This window comes from Aeromicrobium marinum DSM 15272, assembly GCF_000160775.2.
Classification (GTDB): Bacteria; Actinomycetota; Actinomycetes; order Propionibacteriales; family Nocardioidaceae; genus Aeromicrobium; species Aeromicrobium marinum.
This window is the reverse complement of record NZ_CM001024.1, coordinates 998,237-1,013,111: the sequence shown is the minus strand read 5'-3', so window position 1 is coordinate 1,013,111 and position 14,875 is coordinate 998,237. Positions and strand designations below refer to the sequence as shown.

Below are 14,875 nucleotides of genomic sequence, written 5' to 3'. Positions count from 1 at the left end.
CCGGTCACCGGGGTCGTCGGACGCCTCGTCCACAGCCGTCTCAGCGGCCGGTGAGCGCTCCGAGGGCCGCGTCGCGCAGGAGGGCCGGTCGGACGGTGCACCCGGTCATCAGGTGCACCTGCAGCGCGGCCTGGTGGGCCAGCAGGTCCAGCCCGCTGACCACGGGGACGCCGCGATCGGCGGCCGCGGAGGCCAACGGCGTGGGCCACGGGTCGTACACGGCATCGAACACGTACCGCGACGTCAGCGCATGGCCCGGGTCGACGGCCGCGGCCGGCACCGTCGAGACCAGCACGTCCACGTCGGCCCGTGGGCCGGGCCCGAAGGAGGTCGTCGTCGCCGCGATGCCGCACCGCCGCGCCACGTCGACCACCTCGGCGGCGCGGGCGACGTCACGGACGACCACCTCGACCTCCTGCAGGCCGAGGCGGCCCAGGGCGAGCAGCATCGACGCCGCCGTGGCCCCGCCGCCCAGGATCCGCGCCGAGCCGACCGTGGTGAGTCCAGCCTCGCGCAGCGCGCCGACCGCGCCGGGGACGTCGGTGTTGAACCCCACCCGCTGCTCGCCGATGACCACCGTGTTGGCGACCCCGAGGAAGGCGGCATCGTCGCTGACGTCGTCGAGCAGACCGACGAGCGCGCGCTTGAGCGGAGCCGTGACCGACAGGCCGCGCCAGGTGTCGTCGAGGCCGGCCAGGAACCCCGGCAGGGAGTCCTCGGTGAGCTCGACCGCGTCGTAGGTCCAGTCCAGGCCGAGGTCGACGTAGGCCGCGCGGTGCATCGCTGGTGACAGCGAGTGGGTGATCGGGGACCCGAGCACCGCGCAGCGACGTGTCATCAGCAGGAGAAGCCGGCCGCCAGGCAGGCCTGCTGGTGCTCGGCGTAGGTGTTGGTGAAGGTGGTCTCACCCGTCTCGGGGTCGGCCACGAAGTACATCCAGTCGCCGGCGGTCGGGTCGAGCGCGGCCTCCAGTGCCGCCTGGCCGGGCGAGCCGATCGGGCCCGGTGGCAGACCGGCGAACCGATAGGTGTTGTACGGCGAGTCGCTCTGGCGCTCCTCCGGCGTGGTGAAGATGTCCCCGGTCCGGCCGCTGATGAAGTGCACCGTGGAGTCCATCCGCAGGGCCTCGCCCACCTCGAGCCGGTTGTAGATGACCCGTGACGCCCGGCCGAAGTCGTCGGTGCCGCTGACCTCCCACTCCAGGATGCTCGCGATCGTGACGACCTCGCGCTCGGTGAGGCCCACCGCGGCCGCACGGCCCGCGAGGTCGACGGTCTGCGCCACCTCGACGCTCTTGGCGACCATCTGGGCGAGGACCTGCTCGGCCGTCGAACCCGGCTGCACCGTGTACGTGGCCGGGAACAGGTAGCCCTCGGGGTCGCCCTCCGCCGAGGCCGGCAGACCCAGCGCCTCGGGGTTGTCGACGGCGGCCTGGAGGGCCTCCATGGTGATGTCGGTGTTGGCGGCGATCGTCTCGATGACCTGAGGTACGCGGGCGCCCTCGGTGACGACGACGCGACCCTCGATGCGATTGGCCCGGTCCACCAGGGCGGTCAGGGCCGCCTCGGCGGACATCTGCGAGCGCAGGGTGTAGGTGCCCGCCTCGATCGCGGCTCCCCGGGAGTCCTCGAGAACGAGCTGGTAGAACGCCTCGGCACTCGCGACGACGCCGGCGTCGAACAGCAGGGTGGCGATGTCCTGACCGCTGGAACCCGAGGGGATGTCGACGACGACCTCACCGGTGCCCTGTCCGGTGAAGTCCTCGGGGCCGCTGAAGGCGTCCTGCACCTTGCCGTACGCCCAGGTGCCGCCTCCGACCAGCGCGGCGAGAAGCACCAGGACGAGCACGATCCGGCCCCACCGGGGACCCTTGCGCGGGGTCTCGGCGCGACGGTGCCCGGCCGTGCGGCGCGGCGGCTGACCGGAGGTGACGAGGTCGAGTCCGTCGTTGCTCATGCTTCTCCTTCGGTCGGCTCCCCCACGACGACCAGCTCGCCCGGGGCGTGGCCCCGGGTCCGCTCGGCGTCCAAGGCATTCTGCAAGATCACGACGGCTGCCGCTTGGTCGATCACCCGACGGGTCCCGCGGCCCGTGCGACCGCTGTCGCGGAGCTGGCTCCCCGCCGTGACGGTCGAGAGTCGTTCATCCACCAACCGTACGGGGCGGTCGGACATCGCAGCCAGCACCTGCACGAAGGCACGCACCTTGCCGGCCGCCGGGCCCTCCCGGCCCGACAGGGACAACGGCAGCCCCACCACGATCTCGACCACCTCGATCTCGGACGCGATCTGCAGCAGACGGGCGTGGGCCGCAGGGCCCGCCGGCACCGTCTCGACGGGGGTCGCGATCATGCCGTCGGGGTCGCACATGGCGACGCCGATGCGCACGTCACCGACGTCCACCCCGAGGCGGCGTCCTCGCCTCACCGGCCGTCCCTCATGGACGCAGGGCCGCCTCGACGGCCGCCACGGCGGCCTCCGCGCCGGCCGGGTCGGTGCCCCCACCCTGGGCCACGTCGTCCTTGCCGCCGCCCCGGCCACCGATCTGCTCGCCGGCGGCGCGGACCAGCGTGTTGGCCGACAGCCCCCGGTCGCGTCCTGCCTGGTTGACGGCCACGACGACGGCCGGCTTGTCGTCGACGACACCGACGAGCGCCACGACCGCCGGGCGATCTGCCGGGATGCGTCCGCGGACGTCCAACGCCAGGGTGCGCAGGTCACCACCACCCACGCCGTCGAGCCGGGCCCCGACGAAGGCGACCCCTCCGACGTCGACGGCTCCGTGCGCGAGGTCACCCGCGCCGGCCAGCAGCTCGGCGGCCTTGATCCGTTCGGCGGCCTTCTCCGCGGCCCGGAGCCGCTCCATCAGGTCCTGGACCCGGCTGGGGACGTCGTCCGGCTTGGCCTTCAGCAGGTCGGTCAGCTGGCGCACGACGTCCCGCTCCTTCGCGAGGTACTGGAACCCCTCGATGCCGACGAGCGCCTCCACCCGACGGTTGCCGGAGCCGACCGAGCCGTCGGACGTGATGACGACCGTGCCGATCTGCGACGACCGGTCGACGTGCGTGCCGCCGCACAGCTCGCGCGACCAGGGTCCGCCGATCTCGACGACCCGGACGTCCTCGCCGTAGGTCTCGCCGAACAACGCCAGGGCGCCCCACTCACGGGCCTCGGGCAGGGACATCGTCTGGGCGGTGACGGGCAGGTCGGCGCGCAGCGCCCGGTTGGACGCCTCCTCGACCCCCCGGAGCTGGTCGGGCGACAGCGCGCCGCTCCAGCCGTAGTCGAGCCGCAGGTAGCCGGGCCGGTTGTAGGAGCCGGACTGCAGGGCGGTCGGACCGAGCACCTCGCGCAGCGCCGCGTGCACGACGTGGGTGCCCGAGTGCGCCTGCCGGGCACCGAGGCGCCACTCGGGGTCGACGGCCGCCTCCAGCGGCGACTCCACGGTCAGCTCGCCGTCCAGGACACGCACCTGGTGCACGACGAGGCCGCGGACGGGTCGTTGGACGTCGAGCACCTCCGCCCGGCCCCCGTCCCACTGCAGGTGGCCGGCGTCGGCGTTCTGGCCGCCGGACTCGGCGTAGAACGGCGTCCGGTCGAGCACGACCTCGCCGACCGACCCGGCACCGATCGCCGGGACGGTCCGGCCCCCCGCGATCAGGGCCAGCACGCGGGACTCCGTCGTGAGGGTGGAGTAGGCCAGCCAGTCGGTCGGTCCACCGGCATCGAGTGCCGCCCGGTACACCGCGGTGTCGGCGTGCCCGCCCTTCTTGGACTTCGCGTCGGCCTTGGCCCGGGAGCGCTGCTCGGCCATGAGGGCCCTGAAGCCGTCCTCGTCGACGCTGAGACCCTGCTCGGACGCCATCTCGAGGGTGAGGTCGATGGGGAACCCGTAGGTGTCGTGCAACGTGAACGCGGCGTCGCCGCTGAGCCCGCTGCCGCCCTGCTGCTTCACCGCCGCGGCGGCTCCCTCGAAGATCTGCGTGCCCTTGCCGAGGGTCTGACGGAAGGCCTCCTCCTCGGCGTACGCGACCTGCTCGATGCGCGGGAAGTCGGCCTCCAGCTCGGGGTAGGACGCCTTCATCCGCTCCAGGCTGACCGGCAGGAGCAACGGCAGCGCCGGATCCTCGAAGCCGAGCAGCCGCATCGAGCGGACGGCGCGCCGCAGCAGCCGGCGCAGGACGTAGCCGCGAGCCTCGTTGCCGGGGGTGACGCCGTCACCCATCAGCATCAGGCCGCTGCGGACGTGGTCGGCGATGACCCGGAACCGGACGTCGTCGGCGTGGTCGCGGCCGTAGGTGCGGCCGGAGATCTGTGACGCGGTCTCGATGACGGGGTACACCTCGTCGATCTCGTAGAGGTTGCGCTTGTCCTGCAGCAGGTAGGCGACCCGCTCGAGGCCCATCCCGGTGTCGATGTTCTGGTGGGGCAGCGCGCCGACGACCTCGAACCGGTCCTTGGCGAGGACGTCGGTGATCTCCTCCTGCATGAACACCAGGTTCCAGATCTCCAGGAACCGGTCCTCGTCGACGACCGGTCCGCCGTCTGGTCCGAACTCGGGACCACGGTCGACGTAGATCTCGCTGCACGGACCGCCGGGGCCGGGCACGCCCATGTGCCAGTAGTTGTCGAGCAGACCACGGTCCTGGATGCGCTCGTCGGGCAGACCCGCGACCCGCTTCCAGATCTCCCGGGACTCCTGGTCCGAGTGCAGCACCGTGACCCAGATCGTGTCGGCGTCGATGCCGAGGCCGCCGTCGTTGATCGACCCCGTGATGAGGCGCCACGCGTGCGTGATGGCGCCCTCCTTGAAGTAGTCGCCGAAGCTGAAGTTGCCGTTCATCTGGAAGAAGGTGCCGTGCCGGGTGGTCTTGCCCACCTCCTCGATGTCGAGGGTGCGGACGCACTTCTGCACGCTCGTGGCGGTCGGCCACGGCGGCGTCTCCTGCCCGAGGAAGTACGGCTTGAACGGGACCATCCCGGCGTTGACGAACAGCAGGTTGGGGTCGTCCAGGAGCAGGGGCGCCGACGGCACGACCGTGTGGCCGGCGTTCTCGAAGTGAGCGAGGAAGCGACGCCGGATCTCCGCGGTGTCCATCAGGTGGGGTCCTTGTCGTGGTGGGTGTCGAGCGGGTGGGGGGTGGCGAGGAGCTGAGGCGTGCAGGCGCGTTCGTGGAGGCTGCGGAGGACGTCACGCTCGCGCTCGGCCATGCCCTCCTGCACCTCGGCGCTGAAGGCCCGCCATCCCGTGCCGAGCGCCGCGGCCTGGTCGACCAGGCCCGGCATGGAGAGCCGTTCGGCGGCACGTCGCGCCTTGACCGAGGCGTAGACGCCGGCCGCGGTGCCGGCCACGAACCAGACGACGCGCGGCCTCATCCGGCCGCCCGGTCGGGTCCGTCGCCGAGCCACGAGATCGGCGGTGGCGTGTCGAGCACCGCCTGGCGGGCGGCCTGGCGTGCCGCGCGCGCCCGCAGGCGTCGTCGGCGACGGTACTCCCGGCGCATGAGACCGCTGATCCTGTCGCGGCTCTCGGGTCGCAACGCGTGCGAGACGCCGTGGGCCCACACCGACAAGCGGGTGGCGGGGCGGCTGAGGGCCGTGGCGACGACCTGCTCGCTCGTCGGGGACACCACGATCCGGCCCTCCACGACCCGGGCGGGCGACGGGGACACCGGCCGGGCCACGAGGTCGACGGCCGAGCCGGGCAGGTCGACGCGCTCGGGTCGGTCCGGCGCGGCGGCCACGGGCGCCGGCACCCGCACCCGACGGGCGGCCCGCACCGCCACCACTGCTGCCGTCACCGCCACGACCGCGAGGACCGCGGTCGTGAGCAGGAGGATCAGCTCGACGGACATGCCTGCGAGCCTAACGGTCACCGCCCGCGGAGGATGGCCCGGATCCGGGCCAGACGGTCGGCGAGCGCCCCCTCGGCACCGTGTCCCGAGGGCCGGTAGTAGTCGGTCCCGTCGACATCGTCCGGGGCGTACTGCTGCGGCACGACGCCACGGGGGTCGTCGTGGGCGTACCGGTAGTCGTGCCCGTGGCCCAGCTTCTTGGCACCGGCGTAGTGCGCGTCGCGCAGTGCCGGTGGCACCGCACCCACCTTGCCGGACCGGACGTCGGCCAGGGCGGCGTCGATCGCGGTGATGACGGCGTTGGACTTCGGCGCCGTGGCGAGGTGGATCACGGCCTGGGCGAGCGGGATGCGGGCCTCGGGGAACCCGATCATGGCGACCGCCTGTGCCGTGGCCACCGCGACCGGCAGCGCCGTGGGGTCGGCCATGCCGATGTCCTCGCTGGCGTGGATCATCAACCGGCGGGCCACGAACCTGGCGTCCTCGCCGGCCTCGATCATGCGGGCCAGGTAGTGCAGGGCGGCATCGACGTCGGAGCCCCGGATGCTCTTGATGAAGGCGCTGGTGACGTCGTAGTGCTGGTCGCCCTGCCGGTCGTACCGGACGGCGGCCCGGTCGACGGCCAGGGCGGCGTCGTCGACCGTGATGGCGGTGCGGCCCTGGGAGGTCGTGGCGCCGGCCGCCGCCTCCAGGTAGGTGAGCGCCCGTCGTCCGTCCCCGCCGGCGAGTCGCACCAGGTGGTCGCGCGCGTCGTCGGTCAGGGTGACCGCCCCCGCGAGACCCCGCTCGTCGGCGACGGCACGGTCGACGACGGTGGTGACGTCGGCGTCGGTCAACGATTCCAGCGTCAGCAGCAGCGAGCGGCTCAGCAGGGGTGAGATGACGCTGAAGTGGGGGTTCTCGGTGGTGGCCGCGACGAGGGAGACCCAACGGTTCTCGACCCCGGGCAGCAGCGCGTCCTGCTGCGACTTGCTGAACCGGTGCACCTCGTCGACGAACAGCACGGTCTCGACCCCGTTGGTGAGCGCCCGGCGTGCCCCGGCGATGACGTCACGGACCTCCTTGACCCCCGCCGACACCGCGGACACCTCCACGAAGCGCCGGTCGGTGTGGGCACTGATGAGCGAGGCGATGGTCGTCTTGCCCGTCCCGGGAGGGCCCCACAGGATGATCGTGAGCGGCTGGTCGCCGTCGATCATCTGCCGCAGGGGCGAGCCTGCGGCCAGCAGACGCTCCTGACCGACCAGCTCGTCCAGCGTGCGGGGCCGCATCCGGACGGCCAGGGGGGCCGAGGCGTGGGAGCTGCCCGCGAGGCTTCCGCCGCCGGCGGGGTCGGACCGGGGCGCGGGAGCCCCCTCCATCTCGAACAGCCCGTCGTCGCTCACCTCGCCGAGCCTAGTTCCCCCCGCCCCCGCTGATTCCCAGGTGATCCCCCGAACCTGTCACCGTTGACAGGTTGCACCAGGGGTCCGGTGTCAGTTTTCTGGGTTCACCTGGGAATCAGCGGGCGGGGCGGGGCGCGCGTCGACCCCGGCCTCCTTGCGCTGCTGGGCCGTGATGGGCGCCGGCGCCGCGGTCAGCGGGTCGTAGCCGCCGCCGGACTTCGGGAACGCGATGACCTCGCGGATCGAGTCGACCCCGGAGAGCAGCGCGCACGTGCGGTCCCAGCCGAACGCGATGCCGCCGTGCGGGGGCGCACCGAAGCGGAACGCGTCGAGCAGGAAGCCGAACTTGTCCTCGGCCTCGGCCTCGTCGATCCCCATGATCGCGAACACCTGCTTCTGGACGTCCTCGCGGTGGATACGGACCGAGCCGCCGCCGAGCTCGTTGCCGTTGCAGACGATGTCGTAGGCCTGGGCCAGCGAGGTGCCCGGTTCGGCGAGCGTGGCCGGGTCCTGCGGGGCGGTGAACGCGTGGTGCACCGCCGTCCACTCACCGCCGCCCACCGCGACGTCGCCGGAGTCCAGCTCGTCGACGGCCTCGAACATCGGCCAGTCGACGACCCAGCAGAACGCCCAGGCCGACTCGTCGATCAAGTCGCAGCGTCGGCCGATCTCCAGGCGGGCGGCCCCCAGCAGCTGCCGGGTCGCCTTGGGCGCACCGGCACCGAAGAAGACGCAGTCGCCCGGCTGCGCGCCCACGTGCTCGGCGAGTCCGGCCCGCTCGGCGTCGGACAGGTTCTTGGCGACCGGCCCGCCGAGCTCGCCGTCCTCACCGAACGTGACGTACGCCAGGCCCCGGGCACCGCGCTGCTTGGCCCACTCCTGCCACGCGTCGAACTGACGACGGGGCTGCGACGCCCCACCGGGCATGACCACCGCGCCCACGTACGGGGCCTGGAACACCCGGAAGGACGTCTCGGCGAAGTAGTCGGTGCACTCCACCAGCTCCGTCGACAGCCGCAGGTCGGGCTTGTCCGACCCGTACCGTCGCATGGCGTCGGCGTAGGTGATGCGAGGGAACGGGGCCGGGAGCTCGACGTCGATCAGCCGCCACAGCGCGACGTAGATCTGCTCGGCCAGCGCCATCACGTCGTCGGCGTCGACGAAGCTCATCTCGATGTCGAGCTGGGTGAACTCCGGCTGCCGGTCGGCCCGGAAGTCCTCGTCGCGGTAGCAGCGGGCGATCTGGTAGTAGCGCTCCAGGCCACCGACCATCAGCAGCTGCTTGAACAGCTGCGGGCTCTGCGGCAGGGCGTACCAGCTGCCGGGCCGCAGACGCGCCGGCACCACGAAGTCGCGCGCGCCCTCGGGCGTCGACCGGGTCAGCGTCGGCGTCTCGACCTCGACGAAGTCGTGCTGGGCCAGCACGTCACGCGCCACGGCGTTGACCTTGCTGCGCAACCGGATCGCGGCGGCCGGACCGCTGCGACGCAGGTCCAGGTAGCGGTACTTCAGGCGCGCCTCGTCGCCCACCTCGACGTGCTCGTCGATCGGGAACGGCAGGGGTGCGGCGGCGCTGAGGATCTCGACGTCCTCGGCGACGACCTCGATGGCTCCCGTGGCGATGCCGTCGTTCTCGTTGCCGGCGGGCCGGCGCTGCACGATCCCCACGACCTTCAGGCAGTACTCGGCCCGGAGCTGGTGGGCGACCTCCTCGCGCACGACCACCTGCACGACGCCGGAGGCCTCGCGCAGGTCGATGAAGGCGACACCACCGTGGTCCCGGCGTCGGGCGACCCAGCCGGCGAGGGTGACCTGGTCACCGATGTGGTCGGCGGTCAGGGTTCCGGCGTCATGGGTGCGGATCACTGAGGGGTCTCCTTCGAGATGACCTGCGGTCGCAGGTCGCGGTGGTCGGGCGACCAGGTGTCGGCGTCGGCCGTCACCTGCTCGCCGCTGCGGATGTCCTTGACCTGGTCGCCGTCGGCGGAGCCGAACCAGACGAACGGGATGCCCCGGCGCTCCGCGTGGCGGATCTGCTTGCCGAACTTCGCCGCCGACGGTGCGACCTCGGTGGCGATGCCACGGGCGCGCAGGCGCGCGGCGGTGTCGGTGGCGGCAGCGCGGTCCTCCTCGTCGGCCAGGGCGACCAGGACCACCGACGGGACCGACCGTGAGGCCGTGAGTCCCCCGGCGAACAGCGGGGTGAGCAGTCGTGACACGCCCAACGAGATGCCCACGCCGGGGTACGTGCTGCGGTTGTCGCGTGCCAGCTGCTCGTAGCGCCCGCCGGAGCAGACCGAGCCGAGGTGCTCGTGCCCCACCAGACGGGTCTCGAAGACCGTGCCGGTGTAGTAGTCGAGCCCCCGCGCGATGCGCAGGTCGGCCTGCACCGTGACGTTCGGCGGGGTGCGGACCGCGGCGACCAGCCCGGCCAGCTCGTCGAGCCCCTCGGCCAGCATCGGATGGTCGACGCCGAGCGCCTGCACCTGCGCCACGAACGAGGTGTCAGGGGTGCAGATCGCGGCCAGGGCGAGACAGGCCTCCGCCTGGGCCGCGCCGAGCCCCTGCTCGACCAGCAGGGCGGTGATCCGCTCCCCCGGCAGCTTGTCGAGCTTGTCGACCACCTGCATCACGGCGGTGGGGTCGGCCACACCGAGTCCCAGGTAGAAGCCCTCGAGGATCTTGCGGTTGCTGACCTGCAGGACGGCGCCCGGGATGGGCAGTCCGCCGAGCGCCTCGGCCATGACCTGGGCGATCTCGACGTCGAAGTGCGCCGGCAGCGTGTCGCGCCCGACGATGTCGATGTCGGCCTGGGTGAACTCGCGGAAGCGACCCTGCTGCGGGCGTTCGCCCCGCCACACCTTCTGGACCTGGTACCGGCGGAACGGGAAGTCGAGCTCGCCGGCGTTCTCCACGACGTAGCGCGCGAACGGGACCGTGAGGTCGAAGTGCAGGCCCAGCCCGGCGTGGTCGTCCGTCTCCTCGGCGTGCAGCCGCCGCAGGAGGTAGACCTCCTTGTCGATCTCGCCCTTGCGCAGCAGCACGTCCATCGGCTCGACCGCCCGGGTCTCCACCGACGCGAACCCGTGCAGCTCGAACGTGGACCGCAGGTGGTCCAGCACCGACTGTTCGACGGCCCGCTCGGCCGGCAGGTACTCGGGGAAGCCCGACAACCTGCTCATGCGGTCGTCCTCATGCGTCGCCCTCGACGATCTGCACCAGGAACGGGTTGGTGACCCGCTCGCGGCCGACCGACGTCTGACCCCCGTGGCCGGGCAGGACGACGACGTCGTCGGCCAGGGGCAGGATGCGGTCCCGCAGGCTCTCGATCATGGCCGGGTGCGACCCGCCGGTGAGATCGGTGCGTCCGATCGATCCGGCGAACAGGAAGTCACCGGAGAACATGACCTGGCTGACGGCCTCGTCGTCGGGCCAGTCGATGCGGTAGAACACCGTGCCGGGCGTGTGACCGGGGACGTGGTCGACCGTGAAGGTCACCCCGTCGACGTCGAACGTCGCCCCGTCCGTCGCGTCACGGACGTCGGCCGGCTCGGCGAACTCCGGCAGGTCGTGCATCCCGAGCTGCTGGCGCAGCATCGCCGCCGACTCCCCAGAGATCGCCGCCATCGGGTCGCTCAGCAGGTGCCGGTCGGCCGGGTGGATCCAGACCGGGCAGCCGAACTCGGAGGCGACGTCCTGGGCGTTCCACATGTGGTCGAAGTGTCCGTGGGTCACCAGCACGGCCTGCGGGGTGAGGTCGTGCTCGGCGGCAGCGCGACGGACGCCGTCGAGGGAGTCCATCCCGGGGTCGACGACGGCGCAACCTGCTCCGCGGTCGCGGGCGACGAGATAGCAGTTCGCCTGCAGCGGGCCGGCGGGGAACGACGTGAGCAGCACGCCCGACAGGTTACGCGAGCCGGTGCGTCGGGCCGACAGCCCGTTCCTCCTAGGATGGGCCGCATGAGTTCCACGCCCGACCATCCCTGGGGTCGTCTCGACGCCGAGGGCAACGTCTACGTCCGCACCGCCGACGGCGAGCGGCTGATCGGGCAGTGGGCCGCCGGCGGTGACGCCCAGGAGGCGTTCGCGCTGTACGAGCGTCGCTTCGCGGGCCTGGAGGGCGAGGTCAACCTGCTCGAGCAGCGCATCGCGGCCGGTGCGCTCAGCCCCGACGACGCGGTCAAGGCAGTGGCCAAGGCGCGCGAGTCGATCACCGACGCCGCGGCCATGGGCGACCTCGCCGCGCTGCTGACCCGGCTCGAGGCGCTCGCGCCGGGCATCGAGAAGCAGCGCGAGGAGCGCAAGGTCGCCAAGCAGGCCAAGCAGGCCGAGGCGCTGGTCGCCAAGCAGCGGATCGCCGACGCGGCCGAGAAGATCGCCGCCGGTCGCGACTGGAAGTCCGGCTCCGACCGGCTCCGCGAGCTGCTGGAGGAGTGGAAAGCGCTCGCGCGGCTCGACAAGGCCACCGACGACGAGCTGTGGCACCGGTTCTCGGCCGCCCGCACCGCACACACCCGGCAGCGCAAGGCGCACTTCGCCGAGCAGTCAACGCTGCGCGACGCGGCCAAGGTCACCAAGGAGAAGCTCATCGCCGAGGCCGAGGCGTTGCAGACGTCGACCGAGTGGGGTCCGACGGCCGGCAAGTACCGCGACCTGATGGACCGGTGGAAGCAGGCCGGGTCGGCACCTCGCAACGTCGAGGACAAGCTCTGGAAGCGGTTCCGTGCCGCTCAGGACGTGTTCTTCGCGGCTCGCGAGGCCGTCAACGCCGAGATCGACGCGGAGTACGCCGTCAACGCCGAGGCCAAGGAGAAGCTCCTCGTCGAGGCGGAGGCGCTGCTGCCGATCACCGACCTGCCGGCAGCACGGCGCGCCATGAACGACATCGCCGACCGCTGGGAGGCGGCCGGCAAGGTCCCCCGCGACCGGATCAAGGAGCTCGAGGGCCGTCTGCGGACGGTCGAGCAGGCCGTGCGCGAGGCCGGTGACCAGGTCTGGAAGAAGAGCGATCCCGAGAAGTCGGCCCGCGCGGACGACATGATCGGCAAGCTGCAGCGCGCGATCGACGAGGTCGCCGCCAAGATCTCGGCGGCCGAGGCCAAGGGCGACGACCGCCGGGTCAAGGACCTGCAGGCCGACCTCGCCTCCAAGCAGGCCTTCCTCGACATGGCGCAGAAGGCCCAGGCCGACTTCTCCTGACCCGGGCCCGCCTACTGGGTCAGGCGGTAGACGTCGAACACACCCTCGACGGTGCGGACAGCCTGCAGCACGTGACCGAGGTGCTTGGCGTCGCCCATCTCGAAGGTGAACTTGATCTTTGCGACGCGGTCACGACCGGTGCTGAGCGCTGCCGACAGGATGTTGACGTGCTGGTCGGACATGACCCGCGTGATGTCGCTGAGCAGCCGCGGCCGGTCCAGCGCCTCGATCTGCACCGCCACGAGGAACGTGCTGGTCGAGCTCGGGGCCCACTGCACGTCGACCAGCCGCTCGGGCTCGGCCGTGAGCGCCTGCAGGTTGGAACAGTCGGCGCGGTGCACCGAGACGCCGGCCGTCCGGGTGACGAACCCGCGGATCGGGTCCCCCGGGACCGGCGTGCAGCAGCGGGCCAGCTTGATCATGACGTCGCCGTCGAGGCCCACCATCACCACACCCGCGTCACCCCGGGGTTCGACCCGACGCTGACCCTCGCGGATCGTGAGCGGCATCGACGTGGCCTCGGCGAGGTCCTCCTCGGCACCCGCCCGGCCGCCGGCGAGCGCCAGCACCCGCTCGACCACGTGCTGCGCACTGACGTTGCTCTCGCCCACGGCTGCGTACAGCGACGAGATGTCGGCCAGGTGCAGGTCGGCCGCCACGGCTTCCAGCGTCTGCTGCCGGAACAGCCGCACCAGCGGCAGGCTCTCCTTGCGCATCTGCTTGGCGATCAGGTCCTTGCCGCGCTCGATCGCCTCCTCACGCCGCTCCTTGGTGAACCACTGCTTGATCTTGTTGCGGGCCCGCGGGCTGGCGGCGAACTCCAACCAGTCGCGGCTGGGGCCGGCGTCCGGTGACTTGGAGGTGAAGATCTCGACGACGTCGCCGCTGTCCAGCGTGGACTCCAGCGACACCAGGCGTCCGTTGACCCGCGCACCGATGCACGCGTGCCCCACCTCGGTGTGCACGGCGTAGGCGAAGTCGACCGGGGTGGACTCCGCCGGCAGCTGGATCAGGTCACCACGCGGGGTGTAGGCGTAGACGCCGGCCTGCCGCATCTCGAAGCGCAGCTGGTCGAGGAAGTCGATGGAGTCCTCGGTCTCGGACTGCCAGTCCAGCAGCTCACGCAGCCACAGCATCTCCGAGCTGTCCGGCGGGGCGCCGCCGGCCCGACCGGACCGTCCCGAGGACGGGACGACCGCGTCCTCCTTGTACTTCCAGTGCGCGGCGACGCCGTACTCGGCCCGCCGGTGCATGGCCCGCGTACGGATCTGCAGCTCGACGGCCTTGCCCTGCGGTCCGATGACCGTCGTGTGCAACGACTGGTACATGTTGAACTTCGGGACGCTGATGTAGTCCTTGAACCGGCCGGGGATCGGGTTCCACCGTGCGTGCAGCACGCCCAGCACGCCGTAGCACTCCGCCACCGAGTCGACCAGGATCCGCACACCCACGAGGTCGAAGATGTCGCTGAACTCACGGCCCCGGACCAGCATCTTCTGGTAGATCGAGTAGTAGTGCTTGGGCCGTCCGGTGACGGTGGCCTTGATCTTGGTGGGCTTCAGGTCGGACTCGACGTCGTTGATCACCCGGTCGAGGAAGGTCGACCGCGACGGGGCCCGGTCGGCGACGAGACGGACGATCTCGTCGTAGACCTTGGGGTGCAGGGTCGCGAACGCGAGGTCCTCGAGCTCCCACTTGATCGTGTTCATGCCCAGGCGGTGCGCCAGCGGGGCGAAGATGTCGATCGTCTCGCGGGCGATGCGCTCCTGCTTGTCCTGCCGCAGGTACCGCAGGGTGCGCATGTTGTGCAGGCGGTCGGCGAGCTTGATGACGAGCACCCGGATGTCGCGGCTCATCGCCACGACCATCTTGCGGATCGTCTCGGACTGCGCCGAGTCGCCGTACTTCACCTTGTCGAGCTTGGTGACGCCGTCGACCAGCTGGGCGACCTCGTCGCCGAAGTCGACCCGGACGAGGTCGAGCGTGTACGGCGTGTCCTCGACGGTGTCGTGCAGCAGCGCCGCGCACAGGGTCGGCGCGGTCATGCCCAGCTCGGCGAGGATGGTGGCCACGGCGAGCGGATGGGTGATGTACGGGTCGCCGCTCTTGCGGGTCTGTCCGTCGTGCATCCGCTCGGCGATCTCGTACGCCTTCTGGATCGCGGTCACGTCACCCTTGGGGTGCGTCCCGCGGTAGATCTTCAGCAGGGGCTCGAGCACCGCGTTGGGCGACGTCGTCTTGCCACCGATCCGCGACAGGCGCGTGCGGACCCGCGCCGATGCCGGAACCGCGTCGGACTTCGGTTCCGGTGCCTCTGCCGGCTCGGTGACGGCCGGGGTGCGATCAGCCACAGGACCTCCTGCGGCCATGGTAGCCGCCGGTCGGGGGCGCGCCCGGGTGGTCCTGCGTCAGAACAGGCCGCTGATCAGCGACGCTG

At 71.7% G+C, this 14,875-nt stretch carries 12 protein-coding genes; 1 reads left to right on the top strand and 11 read right to left on the bottom strand.

All coding sequences use genetic code 11. From position 1 onward, the window contains the following. Positions 1–40: 40 nt before the first annotated feature. From HMPREF0063_RS05290 to HMPREF0063_RS05245, 10 genes are all read right to left on the bottom strand, one after another. Entirely contained in the window at positions 41–838 is a 798-nt protein-coding gene (locus HMPREF0063_RS05290; protein WP_040320120.1) for a shikimate dehydrogenase, read from the bottom strand. Then, on the bottom strand, positions 838–1,956 hold the full coding sequence (gene mltG, locus HMPREF0063_RS05285; RefSeq protein WP_007077618.1) for an endolytic transglycosylase MltG: 1,119 nt from the start codon (positions 1,954–1,956) through the stop codon (positions 838–840). Before mltG ends, HMPREF0063_RS05290 begins: the two co-directional genes overlap by 1 nt. After that, positions 1,953–2,426 (bottom strand): Holliday junction resolvase RuvX, encoded by a 474-nt coding sequence (ruvX, locus tag HMPREF0063_RS05280; protein WP_040320119.1) that lies wholly within the window; start codon positions 2,424–2,426, stop codon positions 1,953–1,955. Before ruvX ends, mltG begins: the two co-directional genes overlap by 4 nt. Before the next feature lie 10 nt (positions 2,427–2,436). Further along, positions 2,437–5,097, bottom strand: coding sequence for an alanine--tRNA ligase (gene alaS / locus HMPREF0063_RS05275; protein WP_007077616.1), 2,661 nt, complete (start codon positions 5,095–5,097; stop codon positions 2,437–2,439). Continuing rightward, positions 5,097–5,375, bottom strand: a complete 279-nt coding sequence (locus tag HMPREF0063_RS05270) for a DUF6167 family protein (protein WP_007077615.1) — start codon at positions 5,373–5,375, stop codon at positions 5,097–5,099. Before HMPREF0063_RS05270 ends, alaS begins: the two co-directional genes overlap by 1 nt. Further along, positions 5,372–5,854, bottom strand: a complete 483-nt coding sequence (locus HMPREF0063_RS05265) for a hypothetical protein (RefSeq protein ID WP_007077614.1) — start codon at positions 5,852–5,854, stop codon at positions 5,372–5,374. Before HMPREF0063_RS05265 ends, HMPREF0063_RS05270 begins: the two co-directional genes overlap by 4 nt. Before the next feature lie 17 nt (positions 5,855–5,871). Continuing rightward, entirely contained in the window at positions 5,872–7,239 is a 1,368-nt protein-coding gene (locus tag HMPREF0063_RS05260; protein ID WP_007077613.1) for a replication-associated recombination protein A, read from the bottom strand. A gap of 90 nt (positions 7,240–7,329) precedes the next feature. After that, the gene (gene aspS / locus HMPREF0063_RS05255) at positions 7,330–9,105 is read right to left on the bottom strand and encodes an aspartate--tRNA ligase (protein ID WP_007077612.1); all 1,776 of its coding nucleotides are present in this window, start codon (positions 9,103–9,105) and stop codon (positions 7,330–7,332) included. Next, positions 9,102–10,421: a histidine--tRNA ligase gene (hisS, locus tag HMPREF0063_RS05250; RefSeq protein ID WP_007077611.1), complete on the bottom strand. Its 1,320-nt coding sequence runs from the start codon at positions 10,419–10,421 to the stop codon at positions 9,102–9,104. The genes aspS and hisS overlap by 4 nt, the downstream gene beginning before the upstream one ends. 10 nt (positions 10,422–10,431) lie before the next feature. Next, positions 10,432–11,136 (bottom strand): MBL fold metallo-hydrolase, encoded by a 705-nt coding sequence (locus HMPREF0063_RS05245; protein ID WP_040320118.1) that lies wholly within the window; start codon positions 11,134–11,136, stop codon positions 10,432–10,434. Between the two features lie 63 nt (positions 11,137–11,199). Here HMPREF0063_RS05245 and HMPREF0063_RS05240 point away from each other — a divergent pair, with 63 nt between their 5' ends. Continuing rightward, positions 11,200–12,438, top strand: coding sequence for a DUF349 domain-containing protein (locus HMPREF0063_RS05240; protein ID WP_040320117.1), 1,239 nt, complete (start codon positions 11,200–11,202; stop codon positions 12,436–12,438). Positions 12,439–12,449: 11 nt separating this feature from the next. On the opposite strand, the gene HMPREF0063_RS05235 is transcribed toward HMPREF0063_RS05240, so the two are convergent. Then, positions 12,450–14,807, bottom strand: a complete 2,358-nt coding sequence (locus HMPREF0063_RS05235) for a RelA/SpoT family protein (protein WP_083788858.1) — start codon at positions 14,805–14,807, stop codon at positions 12,450–12,452. Positions 14,808–14,875 lie beyond the last annotated feature (68 nt).

Excerpts from the sequence above, each read along its gene's own strand:
- HMPREF0063_RS05270 (WP_007077615.1), bottom strand. The coding sequence starts at position 5,375 with ATGAGGCCGCGCGTCGTCTGGTTCGTGGCCGGCACCGCGGCCGGCGTC.
- HMPREF0063_RS05265 (WP_007077614.1), bottom strand. The coding sequence starts at position 5,854 with ATGTCCGTCGAGCTGATCCTCCTGCTCACGACCGCGGTCCTCGCGGTC.
- HMPREF0063_RS05240 (WP_040320117.1), top strand. The coding sequence starts at position 11,200 with ATGAGTTCCACGCCCGACCATCCCTGGGGTCGTCTCGACGCCGAGGGC.
- hisS (WP_007077611.1), bottom strand. The coding sequence starts at position 10,421 with ATGAGCAGGTTGTCGGGCTTCCCCGAGTACCTGCCGGCCGAGCGGGCC.
- mltG (WP_007077618.1), bottom strand. The coding sequence starts at position 1,956 with ATGAGCAACGACGGACTCGACCTCGTCACCTCCGGTCAGCCGCCGCGC.
- alaS (WP_007077616.1), bottom strand. The coding sequence starts at position 5,097 with ATGGACACCGCGGAGATCCGGCGTCGCTTCCTCGCTCACTTCGAGAAC.
- HMPREF0063_RS05235 (WP_083788858.1), bottom strand. The coding sequence starts at position 14,807 with ATGGCCGCAGGAGGTCCTGTGGCTGATCGCACCCCGGCCGTCACCGAG.
- HMPREF0063_RS05290 (WP_040320120.1), bottom strand. The coding sequence starts at position 838 with ATGACACGTCGCTGCGCGGTGCTCGGGTCCCCGATCACCCACTCGCTG.